Annotated in this window: 16 protein-coding genes; 7 read left to right on the top strand and 9 right to left on the bottom strand. The window is 51.8% G+C overall.

What is annotated here, in order from left to right; all coding sequences use genetic code 11:
• Window positions 1-38 precede the first annotated feature (38 nt).
• Window positions 39-1,994 carry an ATP-binding protein gene (locus EVJ24_RS14135; protein WP_131441693.1) on the top strand — a complete coding sequence of 652 codons (1,956 nt, stop codon included), beginning with the start codon at window positions 39-41 and terminating at the stop codon, window positions 1,992-1,994.
• 41 nt (window positions 1,995-2,035) lie between these two features.
• Here the strand turns inward: EVJ24_RS14135 and EVJ24_RS14130 are convergent, their stop codons facing one another.
• Window positions 2,036-2,833, bottom strand: coding sequence for a glucose 1-dehydrogenase (locus EVJ24_RS14130; RefSeq protein WP_071398831.1), 798 nt, complete (start codon window positions 2,831-2,833; stop codon window positions 2,036-2,038).
• Between the two features lie 201 nt (window positions 2,834-3,034).
• Here EVJ24_RS14130 and EVJ24_RS14125 point away from each other — a divergent pair, with 201 nt between their 5' ends.
• Together EVJ24_RS14125 and EVJ24_RS14120 are read left to right on the top strand one after the other, a co-directional pair.
• Window positions 3,035-4,345, top strand: a complete 1,311-nt coding sequence (locus EVJ24_RS14125) for a hemolysin family protein (RefSeq protein WP_071398830.1) — start codon at window positions 3,035-3,037, stop codon at window positions 4,343-4,345.
• Between the two features lie 193 nt (window positions 4,346-4,538).
• Complete coding sequence (locus EVJ24_RS14120; protein ID WP_070328350.1) at window positions 4,539-5,531, top strand: 5'-3' exonuclease; 993 nt, start codon at window positions 4,539-4,541, stop codon at window positions 5,529-5,531.
• Between the two features lie 12 nt (window positions 5,532-5,543).
• On the opposite strand, the gene EVJ24_RS14115 is transcribed toward EVJ24_RS14120, so the two are convergent.
• Complete coding sequence (locus tag EVJ24_RS14115; protein WP_131441692.1) at window positions 5,544-6,344, bottom strand: VOC family protein; 801 nt, start codon at window positions 6,342-6,344, stop codon at window positions 5,544-5,546.
• 106 nt (window positions 6,345-6,450) lie between these two features.
• Here EVJ24_RS14115 and EVJ24_RS14110 point away from each other — a divergent pair, with 106 nt between their 5' ends.
• Both EVJ24_RS14110 and EVJ24_RS14105 read left to right on the top strand, forming a co-directional pair.
• On the top strand, window positions 6,451-6,777 hold the full coding sequence (locus EVJ24_RS14110; protein ID WP_071398828.1) for a winged helix-turn-helix transcriptional regulator: 327 nt from the start codon (window positions 6,451-6,453) through the stop codon (window positions 6,775-6,777).
• Window positions 6,778-6,841: 64 nt separating this feature from the next.
• On the top strand, window positions 6,842-7,849 hold the full coding sequence (locus EVJ24_RS14105; RefSeq protein ID WP_131441691.1) for a S66 family peptidase: 1,008 nt from the start codon (window positions 6,842-6,844) through the stop codon (window positions 7,847-7,849).
• A 4-nt stretch (window positions 7,850-7,853) separates the two neighbouring features.
• On the opposite strand, the gene EVJ24_RS14100 is transcribed toward EVJ24_RS14105, so the two are convergent.
• Window positions 7,854-9,044 (bottom strand): helix-turn-helix domain-containing protein, encoded by a 1,191-nt coding sequence (locus tag EVJ24_RS14100; protein WP_131441690.1) that lies wholly within the window; start codon window positions 9,042-9,044, stop codon window positions 7,854-7,856.
• Window positions 9,045-9,154: 110 nt separating this feature from the next.
• Here EVJ24_RS14100 and EVJ24_RS14095 point away from each other — a divergent pair, with 110 nt between their 5' ends.
• Window positions 9,155-10,420 (top strand): MFS transporter, encoded by a 1,266-nt coding sequence (locus EVJ24_RS14095; RefSeq protein WP_131441689.1) that lies wholly within the window; start codon window positions 9,155-9,157, stop codon window positions 10,418-10,420.
• Window positions 10,421-10,445: 25 nt separating this feature from the next.
• Here the strand turns inward: EVJ24_RS14095 and EVJ24_RS14090 are convergent, their stop codons facing one another.
• The 4 genes from EVJ24_RS14090 to EVJ24_RS14075 form a co-directional block, all read right to left on the bottom strand.
• Window positions 10,446-10,742 (bottom strand): DUF3817 domain-containing protein, encoded by a 297-nt coding sequence (locus tag EVJ24_RS14090; RefSeq protein WP_021068057.1) that lies wholly within the window; start codon window positions 10,740-10,742, stop codon window positions 10,446-10,448.
• 82 nt (window positions 10,743-10,824) lie between these two features.
• On the bottom strand, window positions 10,825-11,328 hold the full coding sequence (locus EVJ24_RS14085) for a DoxX family membrane protein (protein ID WP_071398824.1): 504 nt from the start codon (window positions 11,326-11,328) through the stop codon (window positions 10,825-10,827).
• 194 nt (window positions 11,329-11,522) lie between these two features.
• Window positions 11,523-11,936 (bottom strand): pyridoxamine 5'-phosphate oxidase family protein, encoded by a 414-nt coding sequence (locus EVJ24_RS14080; RefSeq protein WP_070328358.1) that lies wholly within the window; start codon window positions 11,934-11,936, stop codon window positions 11,523-11,525.
• A 125-nt stretch (window positions 11,937-12,061) separates the two neighbouring features.
• On the bottom strand, window positions 12,062-12,262 hold the full coding sequence (locus tag EVJ24_RS14075; RefSeq protein ID WP_016507985.1) for a cold-shock protein: 201 nt from the start codon (window positions 12,260-12,262) through the stop codon (window positions 12,062-12,064).
• A 265-nt stretch (window positions 12,263-12,527) separates the two neighbouring features.
• On the opposite strand from EVJ24_RS14075, the gene EVJ24_RS14070 reads away from it, so the two are divergent.
• Window positions 12,528-14,126: a glycoside hydrolase family 55 protein gene (locus tag EVJ24_RS14070; protein ID WP_131441688.1), complete on the top strand. Its 1,599-nt coding sequence runs from the start codon at window positions 12,528-12,530 to the stop codon at window positions 14,124-14,126.
• On the opposite strand, the gene EVJ24_RS14065 is transcribed toward EVJ24_RS14070, so the two are convergent.
• Window positions 14,090-14,596: a flavodoxin domain-containing protein gene (locus tag EVJ24_RS14065; protein WP_131441687.1), complete on the bottom strand. Its 507-nt coding sequence runs from the start codon at window positions 14,594-14,596 to the stop codon at window positions 14,090-14,092. The genes EVJ24_RS14070 and EVJ24_RS14065 overlap by 37 nt on opposite strands.
• 103 nt (window positions 14,597-14,699) lie before the next feature.
• Window positions 14,700-16,349: a glycoside hydrolase family 13 protein gene (locus EVJ24_RS14060; protein ID WP_131441686.1), complete on the bottom strand. Its 1,650-nt coding sequence runs from the start codon at window positions 16,347-16,349 to the stop codon at window positions 14,700-14,702.
• Between the last annotated feature and the right edge of the window lie 9 nt (window positions 16,350-16,358).

The raw sequence follows: 16,358 nt of genomic DNA, 5'->3' as shown, positions 1-16,358 counted from the left end.
AGCCGGAATGTATGTAGTTCCAGGAAGGAACGGTCCTTATGAAAGCTTGGATTGACGAGCGGATCGGAAGGCAGTTTTTATTCGTCTTCTATTTATTCATTGGACTGATCCTCCTCACCTCACTCGCCGTATACGTATATACGGAAAATCGAATCGAACAGACGACTTCATCGCTCGAGCACGTCAGCGAACGTCGCACGAATGCGACCGAGCTCTTCGAGACATGGCAGTCCATGCAATATGAGATGCGCGGTTACGTCCTCCTCGGCGACGAGGAATTGCTTGCCCGCGTCAAAGAGAAACAAGACTTGATCGAAACACAGACCGCCTGGTTCGAAACGAACGCGGTCACGGCGAAAGAACAGACGTATGCGGGGGATGCCCGCGCGTTATTCTCCGCCTATCAACAACGCGTCATGCCGAGCCTCGAGCGCTACGTCGTCGCGAAGCGGGCAGGCACGGTCACCGAGCCGTTCCTGCAAATGCCGACGCTCGGGAAAGTAACGCCTCAAACCGAAGCTCAGGCCAATCGGAAATTCCAAATCAACTCGAAGAGCGCGGCTGACATGAGCGCGAGCATCGTCGACATGGAGACGGTGTTCACCGAATACCGCAACGCATTGAATGCGGAAGAAAACCAACTCCGTGAACAGCTCGCCACCCATACGAAATGGGCGCAAGTACTTTGGCTTCTGTCGCTACTCGGGGTACTATTCGTCCTCTTCATCGCGGCTCGGCCTCACGTAAAACGGTTGACCGATCAACTGCAAGAGTTGATCACGAACAGCGAACGGCTCACCGACGACCGAGTCATACCCGTCCCTGTTTTGGCATCGACCCGGAACGAGGTCGGGCAACTGACCGAATCGTTCCGTCAAATGGCGGCCTCACTGTCGTCGCAGCGTTATCAAGTCGAAGAAGAGCGCGAGAAGACCGCGCGGCTCTTGCACTCGATCCGTGACGCCGTCATTTATGTCGAACATACGACGCATGAGAAACTCGCCAACCAGGCGCTCTTCGTCATGTTCAATCAAGCGATCACGAAGCAAAACGAGACGGACCTTTATCGGCTTGACGTCGACCTTGAAGAACTCGGTCTCCAAGTCGATCAAAAAGATTCCTTCTTCTCGTTCATGCGCCGTGCGTTCGACGGCGAAGCGATGGAAGAGAGCGTGACGTTCTCGATGAATCAAGAAGAACGGTTCATCCGAATGTACGCGGAAAAAATCCATTTGCGCGGCACACGCCACGGCACGATGCTCGTCTTCCGGGACGTGACGCAAGAAACCGAGGTCGACCGCTTGAAGACGGAACTCGTCGCGACGGTGTCTCATGAATTGCGCACTCCTTTAACGAGCATCATCGGGTTTACCGAACTTATGCGCTACCGGAAGATGCCGGCTGAACGGACGGATCAATATTTAGGAATGATTCATAAAGAGACGCTCCGTCTCGAGGATTTGATCTCCAACTTACTCGACGTGCAGCGAATGGAGTCGGGAAAACAGACGTATCAAAACGAGCCCGAAAGCTTGTACGATATTTTGGCAGAAACGATTGCCGTCCACCAAGGCGCGAGTCAACACCACGACTTATCGTTTGAATGTGATAACGACATCCTCGTGTACGGGGACCGGAACCGACTCAACCAGCTGTTCACGAACCTGCTTCATAACGCGATCAAATATTCACCGAACGGCGGAAAAGTTGCGGTATCCGTCACGAATGACCAGTCGGACGGCGTCGAAATTTCCGTCACGGACTCTGGCATCGGGATCCCGACTTCAGCGCTCCCGAAACTGTTCGACAAGTTTTATCGCGTCGACAATTCGGCCAGCCGGAAGATCGGTGGCACCGGCCTCGGTCTTGCCATCTGTAAAGAGATTGTCGAAGGGCATGACGGGACGATCCGGGTCGACTCACGTGTCGGTCTCGGATCGACGTTCACGATCGTCTTGCCGAAATATATCGAGGAAGATCAAATGAGCGGCTAAACAATAAGGGATGACTCGCCTCGGGCGAGTCATCCCTTATGTTATTGGACTTTATTTTCTGGGCCAAATGCCGGATAGAGCGACAAGCCACCGTCAGCAAAGATGGTCGTGCCCGTGACGTAAGACGACTCGTCTGACGCAAGCCACGCTGCCACCGCAGCGATCTGTTCAGGTCGCCCGATCTTATGAGTCGGAATGAGCGCTTCGAGCCCTTTCTTCTCTTCTGGATCTTGCATCGTCTCTTCGTTGATCGGTGTGTCGATCGCACCAGGAGCGATCGCGTTGACACGAATCTGATTCGGCGCATATTCGAGCGCGACCGACTTCGTGAACATCTTGACCCCGCCTTTACTTGCTGCGTAATGCGTATAGCCCGGGCGTGGGATCACCTCGTGTACCGAGGACATGTTGATGATATTCCCTTTCAAGTCATGCTCGACGAAATACTTGAGTGCGGCCCGTACCCCGAGAAACGTCCCGGTCAGGTTCGTATCGATAATTTTCTTCCAGTTGTCGAGCTCCATCTCGTGCGTTTTCGCTTCGACTTGGACACCGGCGTTGTTGACGAAAATGTCCATCTGTCCAAATTCAGATACTGCTTTTTCGATCATCTTCTCAGCGAGCCCTTCTTCGGCGACGTCACCTTGGACAGCGACGGCTTTACCTCCGGCCGCCTCGATGCCGCGGATGACTTCCATCATCTCGTCTTCACTGCTTCTGTAATTTAAGACGACGTTGACGCCTTCTTTCGCGTAGCGCTCGGCCACCGCTCGCCCGAGTCCTTTTGAACTACCTGTGATTACTGCGACTTTCCCTTGAAGTTCTGGATAGTTTGCCATGTCGTTTCCCCTTTCGTCTTCTCGCTTTGTAGTTCCCGTATTCCCCTCTTCATGAAACCTTTCGGGCTGTCTTTTGAATATTTATGGGAAATCTACTATACTGAAACAAACTATTCGTTTTCAGGACTCGCCTGAAAAACGTACAAACTTATTCTTATGGAGGTGAATCCCCGATTTTTTGGGGAATTTTTGGACAGTCCCATGTTACTCAGTTTATTGATCGTCGCCTTTCTCATCTTCATGACCGCCTTTTTCGTGGCGGCCGAATTTTCAATCGTCAAAGTCCGGAGCGCACGGCTCGACCAACTCGTTCTAGAAGGAAACTCACGAGCGTCCGTCGCTAAAAAAGTGATCGAGAACCTCGATGACTCGCTATCCGCCTCGCAGTTCGGCATCACGCTCGCCGCGCTCGGCCTTGGTTGGATCGGTGCCGATCAAATCGAAGGAATGATTCAACCGCTCGTCGACCGCTTGAGCGTCTCGCCGTCGGTTTCTACATTCCTGTCGTTCTTAATCGCCTTTTTGCTCATCGCCTTTTTACACGTCGTCATCGGCGAACTTGTCCCGAAGACGCTCGCCGTACATGAAGCCGAGAAATTGACGCTGCTCGTCGCCCGGCCGCTCTACTTCTTCACGAAGCTGTTGTATCCGTTCATCCGGGTGCTCAACAGTATGGCCCGGCTCACGCTCCGCTTGTTCGGTGTCAAGACGACGGCACAAGAGACGGCGCACTCGGAAGAAGAACTCAAAATTATCATGACGGAGAGTTTTCGAAGTGGCGAAATCAACGAGAACGAACTCGCTTACGTTCAAAATATCTTCTCGTTTGATGAACGTGTCGCAAAAGATGCGATGGTGCCGCGGATGAATATGGTGACGATCGATGAAGAAGACTCGATCGAGACGATTATCGCGACCGTCCAAGAGCATCAATATACGCGCTATCCGGTCACACGAGACGGTGACCGCGATGACGTGCTCGGTTTTATTAACGCCAAACAGGTGTTCACGGCCCAACTCGTCAAGAGTGACGCCCCGCTTGAATCGTTCATTCATCAGTTACCGCTCGTCACGGAGTTCACACCGCTCCAAGAAGCGATGGTGAAAATGCAGAACGCACGGACGATGATGTGTCTCGTCATCGATGAGTACGGCGGCACCGCCGGCCTGCTCACGATCGAAGACATCCTTGAAGAAATCGTCGGTGAGATTCGCGACGAGTTCGACCGGGACGAACAAGCTGAGATCACTGAAGTCAATCCAGGCCATTATCGCTTGTCTGGTCTCGTGCTCACGCAAGAGATCGAAGAGCGCTTCGGCATTGAGATCGAGGATGACGTCGATACGATTGGTGGTTTCGTCCTCTCGCAAAAAGCGAATGCACGCACCGGCGAACGTTTCGTCCTGCCAGGTGAGCACGAACTGATCGTCCGCGAGATCGACAATCACCGCATCGTCTTCGTCGACTTGATTCTTGCGCATAAAGACCAGCTTCGAGCCGAAATGGACTAAGTGTCTTTGACCGCCCTCCCTTGAACATTAGGGAGGGCTTTTCGATTGACGCTCGAACTGTCGCTATATTTTCAAGGCTTGTCGTGATATACTGCACATATGTTGCTAATTTGAGTGCGTGTCACTCATTGACACAACATCACCGAACAGTTCATTAATGTTCGGTCCAACAACTACAGAAAGAAGGTTACGCATGGAACGTAAACTATTTTTAATTGACGGAAACTCCATGCTGGCCAGTGCCTACTACGGTGCCGCCGCGAGCCGAACGAAAAAAGGACGCGAGGTATCTAAAAACGATCGGAGTGCCGTCATCGGTATGACCGGCCTCATCCGGACGATTCTACGCAGACATCGTCCGTCTCATTTTGTCGTCGTATGGGACGTCTCACGTGAAACATTGTGGCGTCGCGAGCTTTATCCTGGCTATAAACGCCGCCGTCGCCAGACACCACCCGAGTTGAAGGCTCAAATGGAACTCATGCGCCAATTGCTTGAAGAGAGCGGAATCCCGCAATATCAAGTCGAAGGCTATGAGGGAGAAGATTTGATTGCCCACATCGCTCGGAAGTTCAGCTGCAGCGCGCCTGTCGTCATCATGACGAAGGATAAAGACTTGCTTCAGCTCGTGAGCCCACGTATCACAGTATGGCTTCAAACACAGGAGCTTCAGCAAATGCAAGCTCGTTGTGATATCCAAGACAACCGCCCGCTCCCACTCAAGCGACATCTCGAGATTCGTCCTGAGGAGATTGCAGCGTTGTACGAAGGATTGAAGCCGAAACAGCTCTCAGCGGTCAAAGCGTTGACGGGAGACCGTTCAGACGGTATCCCACCTGTAGCCGGCCTTGACGAAAGTCAATCGGTACAGTTGATTAAACGCTTCGGTTCGCTCGATAAGCTTTACACGGCGCTTAGCGTCAAAGGCGATAAACGACAACTGATCAATGAAACGATCGCGGCACTGACGTCAGAGGAAGTGCCCCGTAACTTGAGACGTACACGCAAAAAAGCCGAGCGCAACATGGAGCTCGTCCGTCTCGATGTCACGGTGCCAGAACTTGAACATTTGAAACTGGCTCATCTTGAGCTCAGCATCAATTCAAAACGGGTCGAACAAGCGTATCAAAAGCGCGGCATTCGCCTCTCATTTGATTCGAGTCAAAAGAAAATTTCAGCACGTTAAAAAGCGCGGACATTAGTCCACGCTTTTTATATTGACCGTAATCCCATCGTCGTCGGTGAGCGACCATTCCGACGTCGTCCCTCCAAGTTCGTGGTTCGTCGAAGCGTCGACAAAAAGCGTCCATGCTTCAAGTCCCGCCTCGTCGTTCATCGGTTCAGTCGGACGGGCCCAGACGTTCGCACCGATGTGATGATGATACCCGTCGGCCGCGAGGAACAGTGCGCCCGGGTATGAATCGGTCGTGACGGTAAACCCGAGTCGATGTTGATAGAATATTTTCGCCGCTTCGAGGGAACGTACCTTAAAGTGAACGTGTCCCATCGTCGTCCCAACAGGAAGACCTGTGAACGGACGGTCGGCTGCCGCCTCAAGCATCGATTCGTACTCAACCGGATCGGTCGACATCTTCACGTGACCGTTCGCTTCATATTCCCACTTCTCACGTGGCCGGTCAGCATACAGCTCGATGCCGTTCCCTTCCGGATCGTTCAAATAAAACGCCTCACTGACCAAATGGTCGCCTTGACCGACTTCAATCCGTCGCTCGATCAAATGACGGAGAATGCGTCCGAGTTCGACGCGGTCCGGAAGCAAGATTGCCATGTGGAACAAGCCGGCCGCCTTTCGGTTCGGACGCACACCTTTGACTTCATGCAAGATGACGAGCGGCGCATTCGACGCACCGAGCGTGACGCGGTCGATACCGACTTCGAGTACTTCCATTCCAATGACTTGTTCGTAAAACTGTTTCATGTTTTCTAATTCACTGACTCGGAGCGTGACCGGTCCGAGTTGGATATTTTTTAAAATCATGTTTTCTCACCTCTCTCTTTACTATACATGCCGTATCCCGTTTGCAGAAGACGGCACAAAAAGGTGGTATAGTTACCGAAAGGATACTTAGAGAGGAGTGAGACTCATGACGATGATCTCAAGCTGTGAAGTCGATACCGCACTCGAACTGATCACCGGTAAATGGAAACCATCGATTTTACTCGCGCTCATCAACGGCGGGACGCTCCGGTTCAGTGAACTGAAACGCTCGCTCCCGAACATTAGCCAAAAGATTTTGACAGCCCAGTTGCGTGACTTAGAAGAGCAAGATATCATCATCCGTACCGTCTATCCGGAAGTCCCGCCGCGCGTCGACTATCAGTTGAGCGAGTACGGCAAGACGCTTATCCCGGTACTCGAGACGATGAACGCTTGGGGCATGAAGCACGCTGCGCGCATGCAACAAAAATAAATTGTCCACATGTGGATAACTCATTTCCGTATTACCGCCCATCACTTATCCACAGGAGGATCTCATGATTCGTTATCCACAGCTCACCGGCCGCCACGTCGGCGTCACCGCCCCTTCGTCCGGCGTACCAGCCGCGCGTCATAGTTTACTTCACGAAGCTGAGACGACGTTCGCACGCCACGGCTTCACGCTTCAATTTGAACCGTCTGTTTGGACACAACATAAAGCAAAATCGGCGCCGGCCGCAGTCCGTGCCCAAGAGCTGACGCGACTGTTCCACGATGAGGACGTCGATTTGATCATCCCGCCATGGGGCGGCGTCTTGTTGCTCGAGCTACTCGATAAAATCGCTTGGGACACGCTCCCAGCGAAGTGGATGCTCGGCTACTCTGACGTCAGCTTATTTTTATTCGTCTACACGCTCAAGACCGGCATCGCTTCGGCTCACGGGACGAACCTTGTCGATCTGCGCGGGGAATCGTGGGATGCGACGAGCTCGCGTTGGCTCGACGTCTTATCGACGAAACACGGCGAGACCGTCATTCAACTGTCTTCAGAGCAATTTCAAAAAGAATGGCAGCACGGTAACCCGAGTCCATGCGTCTACCATTTGACCGAGCCGACCGAATGGAAATCACTCGGTGGGACGGAAGCGACCGGTCGTCTGCTCGGCGGTTGTATCGACGTCCTCTTGCATACGATCGGGACGCCTTACGGTGACGTCGCTCAGTTCCAACAGACTCATTTGAACGATGAACCGATTCTTTGGTATTTCGAGAACGCCGAGATGGATGTACCGGCACTCAAACGGACCCTGCTTCAAATGAAGTGGGCCGGTTGGTTTGATCATACGACAGGCATCTTGTTCGGCCGTAGCGATGCCCAACCACCGGTACAAGGTTATACGGCAGAAGACGTCTACGCTGAACTACAGGAACTACTCAACGTTCCCATCATTTATGACATCGACTGCGGGCACGTGCCACCACAACTGACACTCATTAACGGTGCCCATGCCTCGATTCAAGTCGAGGACGGGAAAGGCACGCTCATTCAAACGTTCAAGGACTGAGAATTCAGCCCTTGATTTTTTTTATCATGGAAGTCAGATGGCTTCGAAAACGCCCTTCTGGGAACAACTCGACCTCTCGTTCAATCAACGGGACCCATTCATCGCCACATCCATAACTCGTTCCAATTAATAACCCTTCAAAGTAAATCGCTTGATCGACAAACCCGTGCTTCGCCCACTGATCGTGATGCTCCAACAGCTTCAAAAATGATTTCCGGCCTGTCTCGACTTCACCAGTCAGGGCAAAATAGACACCTTTACTCATCTCAAATGCCGCGATGAATTCTGTATTGCTTTCTAACAACTGATCCATGACAGCAATCTGTTGTTGTAAAAGGTCTATTTTCCGATACTCAATCGCATATAGCGCTTCTGTCATCGCTAGACGAATTTGCATCGTCACGTCTCCAGTGAAGTCAGTATATTGTTTTGCTTTTTTCAACGCATCGATAATCACCGCTTCGTCTTTCAAATAAAGCGCACAAATCGCAATCGTGCGGTACACATCATCGACGCGATAATATATTTTCGTCCGTTTCATATAATCAAGTGTATCTTCGAGACGACGAACCGCACCTGGCAAATCATCGTCATACAACATATTTCGAAACACCATGAGCATACTAAACTCGACGCGAGTTTTCGTTTTCATACTTCTCGAATCAATCAATTCAATCGTGTCGATGCGTTCAATCGCATCGTCAAAACGATTCCACATGAGTAAATAAAAGGCTTGGCTAATGCGAGCCATGATCAGCTCTTCTTTCTCCTCGACCCGTTCGAACACCGTAATCGCTCGATCATACAACTCCAGAAGTTTTTGTTGATTTCCACTATAAAACATACTGTCCGCAAGTAATGTGTAAGCCTTCCCTTGCCATACCGAGTTCATCTCTAAGTCTAAGTAGGGTGAGAGAGCCTTTTGAACAGCTTCATCTTCCCATGAGTTAAGACTTCCTTGCATATATTCAATCTCTTCGACGATTTTTTGTAAGCCCGCCTCACGAGGATCGACAAGTAACGACTGCACCGACACGTCCAACCGCTTGGCAATCTCGCGCAGACTGCGCATCGACGTTTCGGCTTTCCCGTTCTCAATCATACTGAGCATCGATTTCGTGATGATGCCGTCTGCGAGTTGACTTTGCGTCAACTTTTTTTCTTTTCGTAACGTCTTAATCCGCTGTCCAATCATAGAGCACCTCTTAAAAGTTAAATTTAATTGAACTTATTGTTTACAAATCTCTTTTCGTCGTCTATTATAATGTTAAATCACATTGAACTTAATTGCAAAGGAGACTATGTATGACTACTTCTACCTCGAACTTGCACGTGTTGTTGCTCGGGAAATTCATGTCGTTATTCGCTTCCAGTCTATTCACGTTCGTCGCCGGATTGACGGTGCTGACAACTTCCGGTTCCGGGCTCCAGTTCGCCCTCGTCTTACTGGCCGGGACGTTGCCTCGTGTTCTATTATCACCGTTTGCCGGTGCATATGCTGACAAATTGAACCGAAAACGCGTCATCATCACGATGGAATCGGTCAACGGGCTATTGTTCTTCTTGGCCGGGGCCGCGAGCCTCATTTGGACGTTCGGCGTTCCTGCTTTCTTGATTATTACATGTCTGCTTTCTATCGTCTCCACTTTCTTGTCTGTCACGTTGACGAGTTCGATTCCACTCCTGTTCGACGAAGACGGGCTTCAACGCGCCAATTCGCTCATCCAAAGTATCATTTCCGTCTCAAGTATTGGTACGCCACTTTTAGCCGGGGCGCTGTTCAAGCTATTACCGATTTCAGCGTTCTTGTTCAGCTCATCCCTCTTGTTCCTCATTGCCGCCCTGTTCGCCTCACGTCTCACATTCCAAGCGTATGAACATGCTTCCACCGATCAATCGACGTGGGACGACGTCCGCTCCGGTTTCCGCTATTTGAAACGCCAACGCGTGCTATGGACGCTGACGATTCTTGCGGCGTTCCTCAACTTCTTCTTCGTGGCTTCGGAAGTACTGTTCCCGATTGCCGCCTTGCAACAGATCGGGGTCAGCCCGCTCCAGTTCGGCTTTTTAGAAAGTATGTTCGCAGTCGGATTTTTAGTCGCCTCTCTTGCCCACGCGCTGCCGTTCTTTAAGATCAAGTATCGTCTAGCGACGGTCCGCACATCGCTTATCGTCATGAGTTGCCTCTTTATCGGCCCGGCCGTTCCGCTCTATTTTGACTTCTCGGTCACACCCGCCATCGTCTTCCTCACCGGATTCGCTTTGTTGAGCGGTTTCTTCATCATCCGCGTCAATATTCCCATCCAACTGTTTTTGCAGACGAACACGGAACCAAGCTACCTCGGTCGTGTCATGGGTGTCCTCGAATCACTCGCCATGGGGATCACCCCGCTCGGTTTCGTGTCGTTCGGGTTATTGAGCGAATGGATGTCGGTCACGTCACTTTATACAATTTGCATGGTATGCCTGCTTTCGATCACGCTGTTCGCGATGCATCGCATCCGTCACGATATCGCGGTTGAAAAAGCGACGGTACTGGCTGAAGTCGAAAGCGCGCCGACGCGTCAATGAACGAAAAAAAGACATCGAACGTTTTTCAGTTCGATGTCTTCTCTGTTGATGGAAGGACTCGTTTCTCTAACAAGAACGGTCCGAACGGGATGACCGAAGCCATGACCGCGAGGACTAACACTTTGAAGCCCCAGTTGAAGCGCCACGCCATGTAAACCGCTGCCGCCACGTAAGCGACGAACAGGAAACCATGGGCCGCACCGACGATGCTGACGGCTAGCGGCATGCCAGCCAAATACTTGAGCGGCATTGCGATCAACAATAAGAGCAGGAATGACATCCCCTCTGTATAACCGAGCCATTTGAATCGAGTTGCGTTCATATCCGTTCTCCTTTTTAATCGATGCTACGTTCATCGTAGCCGATAGAGGTGAAGTTTGTCACAGGAGAACGTTAGAAAGTCGTTAGGCTATTTGACGATTTGGTGAACGATGCGAAATTTTTGTTTCGACGAAGCGGCGAAGGAACAAACCGTCGACGCCGATTTTGCCTGCGTTGTAGCCCGCGACGAGAATCAAGACCGATACGATCAACATCGTCGGGTTCGTGCTGACCGTTCCTGACAATAAGAATGCCATGTTCATGACGAGTCCGAAGAAAGCCGCACTGCGTGTGAGGGCACCAAGCAAGAGACCGAGACCAACCAAGAACTCACCGTATGGAATTAAGATATCGAAAAGTGCTGCGTTTGGGATCGCGAAGTTTTCAAGGAATGTTGCCCACCAGCCGGCGACCGCCGGGTGATCTCCCGTCGCAAGCGTGAGCGCATTATTCAGAAAGCCTTCTGATCCGAACCCGCCTGTGATTTTACCCCATCCGGCTGTGAGCCATTGATAGCCGAGCCAGATCCGTAACACCGTCAAGATGCCGGTTGCGATGTTGTGGTTTTGCCAAAACTTTGTGAACATGATAATTCCTCCTTTTGAATGGGTGAATGATTGCTTATATGTGATTACATTCACAATATATCACCCATGTTCATGTTTTCACATAGCTTGAGACAATAGTTCACGTTTCGTTCATATGTGTGTCACAGGTCAGTCACTTTTTGGAAATTGCACCAAAAAAAGCAACGTCTGCTCGAGACATTGCTTCCACTGATTTAAAGATCAACTTGTTGTGGCGGTTGGCCTTTTTTATTCATCACACGCATCGATTGCGGTGAGATTTTTAAAATGACGAGTTTTGGATCATCCGGGCCGTCGAACCAGCCCTCAAGCTTTTCGTTCCACACTTTTTCTTTCATCGACTCGTCATCAGACACCGACGTCTCTCCTAAAATCTCTAGATACGTGTCGCCGACCCCGTCCCCGTCGTAGCCGATCAAGACGTGCGTATACGGATTGTTCTTCAACTCATCGACTTTATCCGTATCTTTCGAGGTTGCCGTATAGAGTGTCAGACCGTCATGGAAAAACGTCATGTATCGGCTGTGCGGCTTCCCTTTATATACCGTGGCCATCGTTCCCACGTTGCTTGCATCTAGAATTTGTTGTGCCGTTGTTTTAGCATCCATTTTTAAAGCCCCCTTATCATAGTCACTCGTATAATCATTCCCTTGCGGCACTTGATTAAACACGAAGACACGAAAAAACCTGCTCGCCGAAGCGAGCAGGTTATAAAATTCCTTAGAAAGGAAGATTAGATTTTTTCAACGTTAGAAGCTTGTGGGCCACGAGCTCCGTCAGTGATTTCGAAAGTTACTGCTTGGCCTTCTTCAAGTGTCTTGAAGCCGTCGCCTTGGATTGCTGAGAAGTGTACGAATACGTCGTCTCCGCCTTCCATTTCGATGAAGCCGTAACCTTTTTCTGAGTTAAACCATTTTACTTTACCTGTGTTCATAATGAACCCTCCTGAAATAAACGCTGTGCGTTCTAGTAGTGCCTTACTAGAAAAAACTGACCAAAAAAAAGCACAAAACTTGTTGGATTATCTTTCATGAAAAATAATCCCAAGCGATTGTGAATTATGTTTCCAGCTATTCTTAATTAAGCACATATGTAATATACCATGGATAAATGCTTCTGTCTACTAAATACTTCGGTTTGCTAAAAATAATTTCAAAACGGGTACATCACATGTAGTGAACGTTAGGAGGACGACTCATATGATGAATCAAATTGACCGCACGCATATCGCTGCCACCATCGCCCGTCACGCGGCCTGGTCGACAGACGAGCTATTGACGGAGACGCTCGCTTGGCATCAAGCGACGCGACACGATCATTATCCTGACCAATCCAATTCGTACCGCTCCCACTTGCCGATGACGGAACGAATTACACCGGTGACGAGTGCACTCCCGCTCGAGGTCGTCGACGATCTCATCCGGCCGGTCTGGATGCGTCGTCTCGACGCGGAACATTTGAATTTACTGCAGACGACACGCTATCACGTCGCCGTGACCGATTACGGGGCCGTCGGGGACGGCAAGACGGACTGCACGCTCGCATTCCGGCTCGCGCTTCGGTCGAACCGCCACGTCCACGTGCCGGCCGGTGTCTATATCGTCCGTGGCGTCCGGATCCCCTCGAACTGCGTGCTCGAAGGTGCGGGACAACTGGACACGGTATTACGCTTGGCCGACGGTACACCGAAGCATCGCCGTCTGCTGCGAAATGCGACACCGTTTTATGGGAATCATCACATTGAGGTCGCCCATCTGACGCTCGACTGGAACGTCGAGCGCCTTGGCGACGTCGATCGGACGTCGAGTGGAGACACGGCTTCGAGCGCGTTGACGTTCGCCCACGTCAAATTCGCCTGGGTCCATCACGTCACCGCCAAAGGTGCCGGGCTGCACGCGTTCGATATCACCGCCCCTCACTACCATTACCTCGGGGACGGGTTGCGTGCCAAAAAAGGCAGCCGCTACATCTGGCTCGACCGCTGCGAGGCGACGAACTATGGGGACGACGGCATCACGACGCATCATAGCGACGCCATCTACATCACGAACTGCTATTGTCATCACCCGCACGGACGTACGCACGCCCACGGCTTCTCCAATTCAAACGGCATCGAGATAGATGACGGTTCGCGTCACGTCGTGCTCGTCAACAATATGACGGAAGGTTGTTTTGGAGGCGTCGAGGTGAAAGCCCACGGTACGTCCTCGGCCGCCCATGACGTTCATATTTTTGGGCACGTCTCGTATCGTGATAACCGGTCCTTCAATTTTCGCCACATCGGGCACCACTTGGCCGACGATCCCGAGTCGAAGACGGCGCGGTTCATCTCAGGGACGAATTTACTATCGATTGAACCGGTACGCTCGAAGCTATACGCCAAGTCGTCGCCCCGTAGCCTCGTCATATCGGCGTACCAAGACGTATTGATCCATGGCTTTACGGCTATCGGTGACCCGTCCTATGATTATACAGGACATCCAGCGCTCGCCGTCCAGTATAAGTCTCGGAACGTTCAATTAAAACGAATTGCCACAAGCGGGTTCGTTTCTAGCCGTGCCGACATCGAACTTTTCGGCGGCGACAATCGGACCGATCACGTCACAATCGAAGATGTCACGTGCCGGAATTCGGCCCCGATCTCAGTTAAGATCGGCGGACAGCTAGCTAACGTCGTGCTAAAACACATCGAAGGCGAACAAAAAAGTGGAGATGTCCTCATCTCCACGAGTAGCCCGGTCGAAGCGCACGACTTATTCGCTTATGGTTTCTCAGATCGGGTGCGAAGTGACGCTTGAGCCGACTCGACGAGCTCATTCAACCGGGCTTCGTCCAAATTGAGCGAACTGACCGTCTGTTTGGCCATCATCCGGACGATGGCTTTGTCGAGGAAGCCCATCCGCTCAAAGTCATAGCCGCTGCCGACGACTTCGACGAAGTAGGCGTGTGCTCGTAAATGTTCCCCGTACGCGCCTTCGAGCTCACGTTGCCGCTCCGCAACGGTCGGCGTGCCTGCGCACAAGTACAATCCGAGCGGACGTTCGAGCAATTGGACTTCGTTTTGCTTCAACCAGTCGGTCAGCTCGTCTTGAACTTTCCCCATCCGGATCGATCCCCCGACGATGACGTGGTCGACCGTTGCCCAATCGACGTCTGGCTCATCGACCAAGTTTTGAACGTGGACGTTTCCGGACAACCGTGCGGCCAAAAGATGGGCGACTTTCTCGCTCGTACCATATCGTGACGTATACGCAATCAACGTCTTCATCTCGTTTCCCCCTTATTAAGTCAGAGTCTACTCTTCCTATTCCCGAATGGTTTGGAGAATACTATACGCTTGAAAAAAACTCGCCGCTTGGGCGAGTTTTTTGTCATAGTTTGTACACTTGTGCCTCGTACGGACGAAGCGTGAACGGTTCGATCGGCTCCATATTGCCGATGACACGGTCTTTGACGTCATACGGCAACGTCCGTTCTTGTGTTTCAGCAGAGAAGTTGCACATCACGAGCCACGTCTCTCCTTCGAGCGTTCGCGTGAACGCGTAGACGGCTTCGTCTTCCGGGAGCAACAGCTCATACTTCCCGTAGACGACGACCGGATTCTGTTTCCGCAGCGCGATCAACTGACGGTAGTAATGGAAGAGTGAATTCGGATCAAGACGTGCCGCTTCCGCGTTCACGTCGACATAGTTCGGATTGACATCGATCCACGGCGTACCGGTCGTGAACCCACCTTGCGCGTCAGCCGACCACTGGACCGGCGTCCGCGAATTGTCGCGTCCTCGGGCGTGGATGCCGCGGAAGATCTCCTCGTGCGTCAACAAATCGTTCGATGTGTAATCGCGATACGCGTTGAGCGTCTCGATGTCACGGTACTTGTCGATCGAGTCGAACGCGACGTTCGTCATGCCGAACTCTTCGCCTTGATAAATGTACGGCGTCCCTTTCAACATGTGCAGGAGTGTCGCAAGCATCTTGCCAGAGACGACCCGGTACTCGTCCGAATCGTTGCCGAATCGCGAGATCGCCCGCGGTTGGTCGTGGTTGCTCCAATATAGGCTGTTCCAGCCCTCTTCCTCGAGTCCTTCTTGCCAACGCGAGAAGATAGTCTTCAACTCCGTCAGCTTCCAGTCAGTCGGATTCCACTTCCCAAAGCTGCCGTTGCCGACGTCGACGTGCTCGAAATGGAACACCATGTTGAGCTCGTCACGGTCTTCACCGGTGTAAAGCTTCGCCTCGTCGACGCTGACACCCGGCATCTCCCCGACCGTGATCGTATCGTACTTCGACAACACTTCACGATTCATCTCTTGCATGAACTCATGGATGCGCGGCCCGTTGAAGAAGAACGGCGTTCCGTCTCCGTAGCCCGTCCCGCGCGTCTCCCCGTTTGGATAGCTTTGGTCTTTCGAGATCATGTTGATGACGTCCATCCGGAAACCGTCGACGCCTTTGTCGAGCCAGTAGGCCATCAAATCGTACACTTCGCGGCGCAGCGCCTCCGACTCCCAGTTCAAGTCGGGCTGTTTCTTACTGAACAAGTGCAGATAATATTCGTCGCTCGCTTCATCGTACGCCCACGCGCTGCCGCCAAAGAACGCGCCCCAGTTCGTCGGCGGCTGACCGTTCTCGCCTTTTTTCCAAATGTAGTAGTCACGGTACGGGCTGTCTTTCGAAGACCGAGACTCCATGAACCATTGGTGCTCATCGGAAGAATGGTTGACGACGAGGTCCATCATGATCTTGATGCCGTGACGGTGCGCCTCTTCGAGCATCGCATCGAAATCGTCCATCGTCCCGAACTCATCCATAATCGCACGGTAGTCGCGGATGTCATAGCCGTTGTCATCGTTCGGCGAATCGTACACCGGTGACAACCAGATGACGTCGATCCCGAGTTCAGCCAAATAGGACATCTTTTCCGTGATGCCCGGGATGTCCCCGATTCCGTCCCCGTTCGAGTCGTTAAAGCTGCGCGGATAAATCTGATAGACGACCGCTTCTTTCCACCATTGTTTCATAAAAGTCTC

It is taken from the genome of Exiguobacterium sp. SH1S21, from assembly GCF_004337175.1.
In the GTDB taxonomy this organism is placed as follows: Bacteria; Bacillota; Bacilli; order Exiguobacteriales; family Exiguobacteriaceae; genus Exiguobacterium; species Exiguobacterium aurantiacum_A.
The sequence above is the reverse complement of the archived record's forward strand: the minus strand, read 5'-3'. Positions and strand labels throughout refer to the sequence as shown.